General features: G+C 68.5%; 10 protein-coding genes. 4 read left to right on the top strand and 6 right to left on the bottom strand.

Going from position 1 to position 9,282, the window contains the following annotated elements; all coding sequences use genetic code 11:
- Positions 1-394: response regulator (locus tag GA0115259_RS12915; RefSeq protein ID WP_141716547.1), on the bottom strand; the 394-nt coding region annotated here is incomplete at its 3' end.
- Between the two features lie 423 nt (positions 395-817).
- Between GA0115259_RS12915 and GA0115259_RS12910 the strand changes: the two genes are divergently transcribed.
- The gene (locus GA0115259_RS12910) at positions 818-1,186 is read left to right on the top strand and encodes a WhiB family transcriptional regulator (RefSeq protein ID WP_093595409.1); all 369 of its coding nucleotides are present in this window, start codon (positions 818-820) and stop codon (positions 1,184-1,186) included.
- A gap of 64 nt (positions 1,187-1,250) precedes the next feature.
- Here GA0115259_RS12910 and GA0115259_RS12905 read toward each other — a convergent pair whose 3' ends face one another.
- Positions 1,251-2,183: a LysR family transcriptional regulator gene (locus GA0115259_RS12905; protein WP_093595406.1), complete on the bottom strand. Its 933-nt coding sequence runs from the start codon at positions 2,181-2,183 to the stop codon at positions 1,251-1,253.
- 90 nt (positions 2,184-2,273) lie between these two features.
- Here GA0115259_RS12905 and GA0115259_RS12900 point away from each other — a divergent pair, with 90 nt between their 5' ends.
- From GA0115259_RS12900 to GA0115259_RS12890, 3 genes are all read left to right on the top strand, one after another.
- Entirely contained in the window at positions 2,274-2,948 is a 675-nt protein-coding gene (locus tag GA0115259_RS12900; protein WP_093595403.1) for an MOSC domain-containing protein, read from the top strand.
- Positions 2,949-3,138: 190 nt separating this feature from the next.
- The gene (locus GA0115259_RS12895; RefSeq protein WP_093595400.1) at positions 3,139-4,653 is read left to right on the top strand and encodes a multicopper oxidase family protein; all 1,515 of its coding nucleotides are present in this window, start codon (positions 3,139-3,141) and stop codon (positions 4,651-4,653) included.
- A 22-nt stretch (positions 4,654-4,675) separates the two neighbouring features.
- Entirely contained in the window at positions 4,676-5,449 is a 774-nt protein-coding gene (locus tag GA0115259_RS12890) for an SDR family NAD(P)-dependent oxidoreductase (RefSeq protein WP_093595397.1), read from the top strand.
- A 98-nt stretch (positions 5,450-5,547) separates the two neighbouring features.
- Here the strand turns inward: GA0115259_RS12890 and groL are convergent, their stop codons facing one another.
- From groL to GA0115259_RS12870, 4 genes are all read right to left on the bottom strand, one after another.
- A complete protein-coding gene (gene groL / locus GA0115259_RS12885) occupies positions 5,548-7,173 on the bottom strand; it encodes a chaperonin GroEL (RefSeq protein ID WP_093595394.1) in 1,626 nt (541 codons plus the stop codon).
- A gap of 101 nt (positions 7,174-7,274) precedes the next feature.
- Complete coding sequence (gene groES / locus GA0115259_RS12880; RefSeq protein WP_023539274.1) at positions 7,275-7,583, bottom strand: co-chaperone GroES; 309 nt, start codon at positions 7,581-7,583, stop codon at positions 7,275-7,277.
- 335 nt (positions 7,584-7,918) lie between these two features.
- The gene (locus tag GA0115259_RS12875) at positions 7,919-8,215 is read right to left on the bottom strand and encodes a hypothetical protein (RefSeq protein WP_141716546.1); all 297 of its coding nucleotides are present in this window, start codon (positions 8,213-8,215) and stop codon (positions 7,919-7,921) included.
- Positions 8,216-8,353: 138 nt separating this feature from the next.
- On the bottom strand, positions 8,354-9,282 hold a 929-nt coding region (locus GA0115259_RS12870; protein ID WP_370747670.1), incomplete at its 5' end, for a polysaccharide deacetylase family protein.

Below are 9,282 nucleotides of genomic sequence, written 5' to 3'. Positions count from 1 at the left end.
GCGGCCGGCGCGGCGCGAGCCGCCAGGTCGGGTCGGCGAGCGCCTGGGTGACGGTCGCGCGCAGCTCGGCGCGCGAGGCGTCCTTGTGCAGATAGCCGCGGGCACCGGCGGCGACCGCGAGCGCGACGCCGTCCAGGTCCTCCGCGACCGTGAGCATGATGATCCGGGCTCCGGGATCGGCCGAGAGCAGCCTGCGGACCGTCTCGACACCGCCCAGGCCCGGCATCCGTACATCCATCAGAATCAGATCGGACCGATCGGCGCCCCAGCGGCGGAGGACTTCCTCGCCGTTGGCCGCGGTCGTCACGCGCTCGACGCCGGGCACGGTCGCGACCGCGCGGCGGAGCGCCTCTCGGGCAAGCGGGGAGTCGTCGCAGACGAGGACGGATGTCATGACCGTCCTCCGCAGCTGATGCGCGTCACCTTGAGCCTCCAGGCTGGTACATATCGTCACCTGTGCGATTGACGCTCTCGGACATGTGCCCGAGCGCTCGTTCTGTCAACCGCCTCGCACACTCAACGACGGTCACTCGAAAGAGTTACGGGTCGGACGGTGGAGTTCGGCACTCCCCGTGAGGGGTCGGACACAGAGGAGAGCGCCGCAGGTCGCCGGGGTCTCACTTAGAGCTATGCCCTATTTGGCGGCTTTTCTTCACTTTTACTGGTGTCTGTGGCTAGATTCGCAATGAGTCATATTTACATCTACTTGGATAGTAGATGTACGGTCGTGAGCACCGGTGCGAGTTGCGCGTCGGGCTCGTACCCGGCGTCCAAGCGGCCCGTATCCACTTAGCACGGTTTCAAGGGGACATGAGCAATGGCAGATTTCTCCCGCCTTCCCGGACCGAACGCAGATCTGTGGGACTGGCAGCTCCTGGCAGCTTGTCGTGGTGTCGACAGTTCACTCTTCTTCCATCCGGAGGGTGAGAGAGGTGCGGCACGGAGCGCGCGTGAGAACTCGGCAAAAGAGGTGTGCATGCGATGCCCGGTACGCGCGGAGTGCGCGGCGCACGCGCTTGCGGTACGGGAGCCGTACGGCGTGTGGGGCGGACTGACCGAGGACGAGCGTGAGGAACTCATGGGACGTGCGCGCACCCGGCTGATCACCGCGTCGGCCTCGACCTCGGCGCCGGGCACGAACGGCGCCGACGGCCATGACAGCCACGACGGCCACCCCAACGACTGACCCGACAAGCACCGCCGATACATCGCAGAAACGTTCCTGCAACTCCCTTTCCGCCCGCGAGGGATCAGCGCGCGGCGGCCAGGACCAACTGATCCAATGTCGCCGCCACCGTCGGCACCTGCGCCAGATCAGGCAGCGTCAGAGCGACGATCTCCCGGTGGACCGACGGCTCGACCGTGAGCGTACGGACACCTCTGGGACGTACGGCCTCCAGCGCCAGCTCCGGCAGCATCGCCACCCCCAGCCCCGCCGCGACGAGGCCGATCACGGCCGGATAGTCGTCCGTCGCGAAATCGATCCTGGGCGTGAATCCCGACTCCTCGCAGGCGTCCACGAGTTGCTTGCGGCAGCGCGGACAGCCCGCGATCCACGGCTCGTCCGCCAGCTCACCGATCGCGACCGTTCCCGCGCGCTCACTCGCGCCTTCATCATCGCCCACGCCCTCACCCGCGCCCGCCAGCCGGTGCCCTTCCGGGACCACTCCGACGAGCCGGTCCACCAGCAGCGGGCGCACGACCAGGTCGTCCCACTCCGCGGCGGAGCCGCCGTACCGGAACGCCAGTGCCACATCGCAGTCGCCCTCGCGCAGCATCACCGCGGAGGCCGGCGGCTCGGCCTCGACGAGCGAGACCCGGGTGCCCGGATGGGCCGCGCGCAGGGCGGCGAGCGCGGTGGGCACCAGTGTGGAGCTGCCGCTCGGGAACGAGACGAGCCTGACCCGGCCCGCCCGCAGCCCCGCGATGGCCGCCATCTCCTCCTCGGCGGCGGCCAGTCCGGCGAGAATGCCCGTCGCGTGCCGTACGAGCACCTCGCCAGCCTCCGTCAGCCGTGTCTCCCGGCCGGTCCTGACGATCAGCGGAGTGCCGGCGGACGCTTCGAGCGCCTTCATCTGCTGGCTGACCGCCGGCTGCGTACAGCCCAGTTCGCGCGCCGCCGCCGAGAAGGAGCCGGTGGCGGCCACGGTGCGCAGCACTCGGAGATGGCGGGCCTCGATCACTCCCTCACCATAAGAGAGTCTTTGGGAGATCGCCAGATAACCGATGGTTTGTTTGAGAGGAGCCGGATGAGGCCGGATAACGTGGCGGGTATGAAGCTTCTGACCGTGAATGTGGGACGGCCGAAGGCCGTGGAGTACGCCGACATGGGCGCCACAGGGATCGACAAGCGGCCCGCCGACGGTCCCGTACGGGTGGCGGATCCGGGACCGAAGGGCGAGGGCGGCAGCGGTCTCGACGGGGACACCGTCTGCGATCTGCGCCACCACGGCGGCAGCGATCAGGCGGTGTACGCGTTCGCTCGGGAGGATCTGGACTTCTGGGAGCGGGAGTTGGGCCGGCCGCTGCCCAATGGCACGTTCGGCGAGAATCTCACCACGTACGGCCTGGACATCACCGACGCCAAGATCGGTGAGCGCTGGCGGATCGGCTCCGAGGTGGTGCTGGAGACGACGAGCGGGCGGATTCCGTGCCGTACGTTCCAGGCCTGGCTCGGCGAGACGGGCTGGATGAAGCGCTTCACGGGACAGGCCGTGACGGGCGCGTATCTACGGGTGATCACACCGGGCGACATCCGCGCGGGCGACGCCATCGAGATCATCCACCGGCCCGCGCACGAGGTGACGGTCGCCATGGCGTTCCGTGCCGCCACCACCGAGCGTGCGCTGCTGCCGCGCGTCCTCGCCGCCGGAGAGGCGCTCCACGCCCGGGAGCTGAAGAGCGCGCGAGAGTATGTCGCCAAGTACGGAGACGGCGGGACGGCATAGCGGCGGAACGGCATGGAGGTCAGGGTTGCCCAAGGGACGGTAATATCGGTGAAACGGCCCTGACCTGGGGCTTGTTGGGCGGAATACTTCGTGCGTAGGGGATGCCCCTGAGAGTGACCGGTGGGGTCTCGGGGGCGCCTCGGGGGCGCCCCCGATGAAGTGAAGTGGCGCCCGCCGGGACGCTCTGAGCATGTCTGGCTTCAAGCGCGTCCTCATCATTCTGCTGTCGCTCGGGATCGTTCTCACCCTGGCGATCGGCGGTGGTCTCCTCTGGGTGTACTCCGGCGCCAAGGTCTCCACGGTCGGCCGCGGCGGCTTCCGTAACGAGCTGGCTGTACCACCGCTCGCCAAGTCGTCGGTCGATCCTGACGGCACCCGGGTCTTCGACCTGAAGATGCAGTCCGGCGAAACGGAGTTCACGGCCGGAAGGAAAACTCCGACCTGGGGCTTCAACGGCAGTTATCTCGGGCCCACACTGCGCGCCGAGCGCGGCGAGAAGGTCCGGGTGCGGGTACGGAACACACTGGACGAGGCCTCGACCGTGCACTGGCACGGGATGCGGCTGCCCGCGAAGATGGACGGCGGCCCGCACCAGATGGTCGCTCCCGGTACGGCCTGGTCGCCGCACTGGAAGATCGACCAGCCGGCCGCGACGCTCTGGTACCACCCGCATCCGCACGGCGAGACCGAGGACCATGTACAGCGCGGTCTGGCCGGGATGTTCATCCTCGACGACGCGAAGTCCCTCGGGCTCGGGCTGCCGGACACCTATGGCGTCAACGATCTGCCGCTGATCGTCCAGGACGTGAAGTTCGACGGAGCCCGGTTCGACCACGGACACGGAGTGCTCCAGACGGTCGGCTTCCTCGGTGACCGGACCATGGTGAACGGCACGCTCGATCCCTACCGCGTGGTCGAGGACGAACTCGTGCGGCTGCGGCTCCTCAACGCCTCGACCGCCCGCACCTACGACTTCGGTTTTGACGACAGCCGCGCGTTCTCGCTCATCGCCACCGACGGCGGACTGCTGGAGAAGGCGGCGCCCATGGACCGGATCCAGCTCTCGCCGGGCGAGCGCGCCGAGATAGTGGTGCGCGTACGGCCCGGGGAGCGGACCGTACTGCGCAACTATCCGCTCTCTATCGGCCAGGACTTCTACAATCAGCGCTTCAACGGCGGCGACGACACCTTCGACATCCTGGAACTCCGCGCGAGCAAGCACCTGCGTCACTCGCCCGCGCTGCCCGCCGCCTTCGGCAAGCTGGATCTGCCGGACGGTTCACAGGCCGCGCGCGGACGGTTCTTCAACCTCCAGGTGTCCGGGATCAACGGTAAGCCGATGAGCATGGGCCGGATCGACGACACGATCACGCGCGGCACCACGGAGGTCTGGACCGTACGGAACACCAATGGGATGCCGCACAACTTCCATGTCCACGGTGTGCAGTTCAAGGTGCTCTCGGTGAACGGCCGGGAGCCGGAACCGGCCCTGCGCGGCGCCAAGGACACCGTCTTCCTGCCGGACCGTACGACCGTGAAGCTGGCGATACGCTTCGACGGACCGGCCGATCCGAACGCTCCGTACATGTACCACTGCCATCTGCTTTACCACGAGGACCAGGGAATGATGGGCCAGTTCGTGGTGGTCGCCAAGGGACAGCGGGCGGGCCGTCCATCTGCCGTCCACGCACACCAGGGGCACTGACTCAGGCACTAACGTGCCGCGTATGACGACTGCTTTGATTACGGGCGCGACGGCCGGGATCGGTGCCGCCTTCGCGCGCCGGCTGGCGGCGGACGGGCACAATCTCGTACTGGTGGCGCGCGACACCACGCGCTTGCGGGAACAGGCCACCGAGCTGCACGACCGGCATGGCATCGAGGCCGAGGTGCTGACGGCCGACCTCTCGACCGACAGCGGGATCGCGTCGGTGGAGAGGCGGCTCTCGGACCGCAGAGCGCCGGTCGATCTCCTGGTCAACAACGCGGGCTTCGGCAACAAGGGACGTTTTCTCGATGTCTCCATGGCCGATGAGCTGACGATGCTGAAGGTGCACTGCGAGGCGGTGCTGCGGCTGACGTCGGCGGGCGTCGCGGGGATGAGGGAGCGCGGCCGGGGCGGAGTCGTCAATGTGGCGTCGGTGGCGGCGTTCGTACCGCGCGGTACGTACGGTGCGTCCAAAGCCTGGGTCGTGCAGTTCACCCAGGGCGTGTCCCGGGATCTGGCCGGGACGGGCGTACGGCTGATGGCGCTGTGTCCGGGATTCGTACGGACCGAGTTCCATGAACGGGCCGGCATGGGCACGGAGAACATCCCGGGCTGGATGTGGCTCGACGCGGACAAACTGGTGGCGGCGGCGCTGGTGGATCTGTCCCGCGGAAAGACGGTGTCCGTACCGGATCCCCGGTACAAGGCGCTGATGGGCGCGGTGAAACTGGCCCCGCGCGGCCTGCTCGGCGGAATCACCTCGAAGACGGGCCGCAAGTACGGGCCGCGGTAGGCGACGCGTCGGCGTGATGGCCGGACGCACCGAGGCCCGGCAGCCCCTGAGCGGGGTGCCGGGCCTCAGTATGACCGTACGGTCGTGCGCGCCGGGTTTCAGTGGCTGTGGCCGTGGCCGCCGTGGCCCGCGTCGCCCTCTTCCTCGGCCGGCTTCTCGACGACCAGGGTCTCGGTCGTGAGCAGCAGCGACGCGATGGACGCGGCGTTCTCCAGCGCGGAACGGGTGACCTTCACCGGGTCGATGACGCCGGCCTTCACCAGGTCGACGTACTCGCCGGTGGCCGCGTTGAAGCCGTGGCCCTTGTCCTGCTCCGCCACCTTCGCGGTGATGACGTAGCCCTCAAGACCGGCGTTCTCGGCGATCCAGCGCAGCGGCTCGACAACGGCGCGGCGGACGACCGCGACACCGGTGGCCTCGTCGCCCTCCTTGCCGAGGTTGCCCTCCAGCACCTTGGCCGCGTGCACCAGGGCGGAGCCACCACCGGAGACGATGCCCTCCTCGACCGCGGCGCGGGTCGCGGAGATGGCGTCCTCCAGACGGTGCTTCTTCTCCTTCAGCTCCACCTCGGTGGCGGCGCCGACCTTGATCACGCACACACCGCCGGCCAGCTTCGCGAGGCGCTCCTGGAGCTTCTCGCGGTCCCAGTCGGAGTCCGTGCCCTCGATCTCGGCCTTGATCTGGTTGATACGGCCCGCGACGTCCGAGGAGTTGCCGCCGCCGTCGACGATGGTCGTGTCGTCCTTGGAGATGGTGACGCGGCGGGCGGCGCCCAGCACGTCCAGACCGGCCTGGTCGAGCTTGAGGCCGACCTCCTCGGCGATGACGGTCGCGCCCGTGAGGGTGGCAATGTCGCCGAGCATGGCCTTGCGGCGGTCACCGAAGCCGGGAGCCTTGACCGCGACCGCGTTGAAGGTGCCGCGGATCTTGTTGACGACGAGGGTGGAGAGCGCCTCGCCCTCGACGTCCTCGGCGATGATCAGCAGCGGCTTGGAGCCACCCGCCTGGATGACCTTCTCCAGCAGCGGCAGCAGGTCCTGGATGGAGGAGATCTTGCCCTGGTGGACCAGGATGTACGGGTCGTCGAGGACGGCCTCCATACGCTCCTGGTCGGTGACCATGTACGGCGAGAGGTAGCCCTTGTCGAAGGCCATGCCCTCGGTGAAGTCCAGCTCCAGACCGAAGGTGTTGGACTCCTCGACGGTGATGACACCGTCCTTGCCGACCTTGTCCATCGCCTCGGCGATGAGCTCGCCGACCTGCTGGTCCTGCGCGGAGAGCGCGGCCACGGCGGCGATGTCGGACTTGTCGTCGATCGGACGGGCGGTCGCGAGCAGCTCGTCGGAGACGGCCTTGACCGCGGCGTCGATGCCCTTCTTCAGGGCGGCCGGGGAGGCGCCGGCGGCGACATTGCGCAGGCCCTCACGGACCAGCGCCTGGGCCAGTACCGTGGCGGTGGTGGTGCCGTCACCCGCGATGTCGTTGGTCTTGGTCGCCACCTCCTTCACGAGCTGCGCGCCCAGGTTCTCGTACGGGTCGTCGAGCTCGACCTCACGGGCGATCGTGACACCGTCGTTGGTGATGGTGGGGGCGCCGAACTTCTTGTCGATGACGACATTGCGGCCCTTGGGGCCGATCGTCACCTTCACCGTGTCGGCAAGCTTGTTGACGCCGCGCTCGAGGGCGCGACGGGCGTCCTCGTCGAACTTCAGGATCTTCGCCATGGGAGCTTTCTCTGTCCTCTCACACGAATCGCGCCCCTGTCCGCCCGGCAATCGCAGGGCGGCCAGGGGCGCGGTTCACAAGCAAACTCGAACGTGGGTGATTACTTCTCGATGATCGCGAGCACGTCGCGAGCCGAGAGGACGAGGTACTCCTCGCCGCTGTACTTCACCTCGGTGCCGCCGTACTTGCTGTACAGAACGACATCGCCGACGGAAACGTCGAGCGGGAGCCGCTCGCCGTTCTCGAAACGGCCCGGACCGACAGCCAGGACGACGCCCTCCTGGGGCTTCTCCTTGGCGGTGTCCGGGATAACCAGGCCAGAGGCCGTGGTCTGCTCGGCGTCGAGCGGCTGGACCACAATGCGGTCCTCGAGCGGCTTGATGGCAACCTTGGTGCTGGCGGTCGTCACGATCCGACCTCCCCCTTCGGAGATCTCACGGGGTTAACTGTCTGAGGGTGGCGACCAGGTAGATCCGTCGTCGCGGGTGCCGGACCTGCCAGTCGCGCTTTGGCACTCTCCATTGGGGAGTGCCAGACCCGAGACTATGACCGCGGTTAGCACTCGGTCAAGCGGAGTGCCAATACGGCTGGGCGTGGCGGTTCTGTCTCGATACGGAAACGCGCATGCGGGGCCCTGGATTCCGTACGACCGTACGAGCCGCGCACACGCTTACGTGACGGCGCACAGGGCTGCGCAGCGGCTCGGCGCGCACCGCCGGGCGCGCGCCGCTGAGGTCCGTGCGCTCACAGCCGGGCTCCCGCGTTCACACCGGGGCCGCCGGGACCTGCGCCCGGGTCCGGGTCCAGGGCCGGGCGTTCCTCCCCGGGGCACATCTCCCGGGGCTGCGGAGCGAGCCGTACGGCGCCCGGCCTGCCGTCCGCTCCGGGCACCGAGGGCGGCGTGTGCGGGCCGACCTTCTGCGCCGCCTTGCGGCCGAGCCGTTCGATCGGGTCCACCGGATCGGACGACTGCGCGCAGCCGGCGGTGATGAGCGCGCCGGCCGCCAGCGCACCGGCCAGCAACCGGTACTCAGCCCTCATACGGCCTCCCGTGGCCCCACGGCGCGTACGTGCCGTGCCCGCCGGAGCGACCGACGCGACGGGAGCGACCGGGCCGCACGCGTCCTCCCCGAGCCTCATAGCTGCGCCTCCGGTTTCATACGTACTCCTCCAGCGGTGTCATACGTAGTCCTCCAGCTTGCCCACGGCGTAGCCCTTGTCCGTGATCACCTTCATCACCTGCCGGATCATGTCGGGCATGGAGCCCGCCCACTCGTCCGGGCCGCGGAAGTGGGTGAGGATGATGTCCCCGGGGTGCATGTCCTTGTCCCACTCACGCCACTCCATATGGTCGGGAAATGCCTCCGACGCCCACAGAGGTGCGGCCTTCACACCGCACTCCTTGGCGGCCACCAGCGTGTCGCGGTTGTAGTTGCCGAACGGCGGCCGGAAGAGCGTGGGCCGGTGCCCGTACCGCTGCTGGAGCTTGTCCTGCTGGCCGCAGATCTCCCGCTTCTGCTCGTCGTAGGACAGACCGGGCAGATAGGGGTGGTTGAGGGTGTGGTTGTTCAGCGTCACCCCGTTGTCCTGCATCTTCTTGAAGTAGTCGTAGTTGTTGCTGATGACGTAGTCGCTGAGGAAGGCGGTGTACGGGATCTTCAGCTCGCTCATCATCCGCAGCAGCTCGGGATCCTTCTCCGAGCCGTCGTCGATGGTCAGGAAGACGACCTTGTCCTTGGTCGGGACGGTGGTGAAGATCGGCGGCAGATCCTCGCTGTCCTGGACCTCGAAGCCCTCGCGGGTGGTGATGGCCGGCTTGACGGTCGGCGGCCTGGGCGCGGGCAGCGGAGTGGCGCTGAGCCCCCACTTCTTGGCCGCGATCGCACGGGCCGCCTGGTTGCGGCGGAGGTTGTCGGCGTAACCGGCGATCATGCCGGCCGGAGCCTCCTTCTGCGCCTCCTGGGCGCCATGGCCGGGCCCGCCCGGCAGGCCAGGGCGCCCGGCGGCGGGCTTGGGCACCTCGCCTGCTCCGGCGGCGCATCCCGAGCCGATCGCACCGACGAGCAGCGCCGCGGCCACGGCGCGTCCGCGTCGGCCGCGTCGGCTGG

Source organism: Streptomyces sp. MnatMP-M17 (assembly GCF_900091995.1).
Lineage (GTDB): Bacteria > Actinomycetota > Actinomycetes > Streptomycetales > Streptomycetaceae > Streptomyces.
Note: the sequence above shows the minus strand (reverse complement) of the source record. Positions and strands in the feature narration are given on the sequence as shown.

Bases quoted from the DNA above. Each gene is read 5' to 3' on its own strand.
- GA0115259_RS12890 (WP_093595397.1), top strand. From the start codon at position 4,676: ATGACGACTGCTTTGATTACGGGCGCGACGGCCGGGATCGGTGCCGCC.
- GA0115259_RS12900 (WP_093595403.1), top strand. From the start codon at position 2,274: ATGAAGCTTCTGACCGTGAATGTGGGACGGCCGAAGGCCGTGGAGTAC.
- GA0115259_RS12895 (WP_093595400.1), top strand. From the start codon at position 3,139: ATGTCTGGCTTCAAGCGCGTCCTCATCATTCTGCTGTCGCTCGGGATC.
- GA0115259_RS12910 (WP_093595409.1), top strand. From the start codon at position 818: ATGGCAGATTTCTCCCGCCTTCCCGGACCGAACGCAGATCTGTGGGAC.
- GA0115259_RS12875 (WP_141716546.1), bottom strand. From the start codon at position 8,215: ATGAGGGCTGAGTACCGGTTGCTGGCCGGTGCGCTGGCGGCCGGCGCG.
- groL (WP_093595394.1), bottom strand. From the start codon at position 7,173: ATGGCGAAGATCCTGAAGTTCGACGAGGACGCCCGTCGCGCCCTCGAG.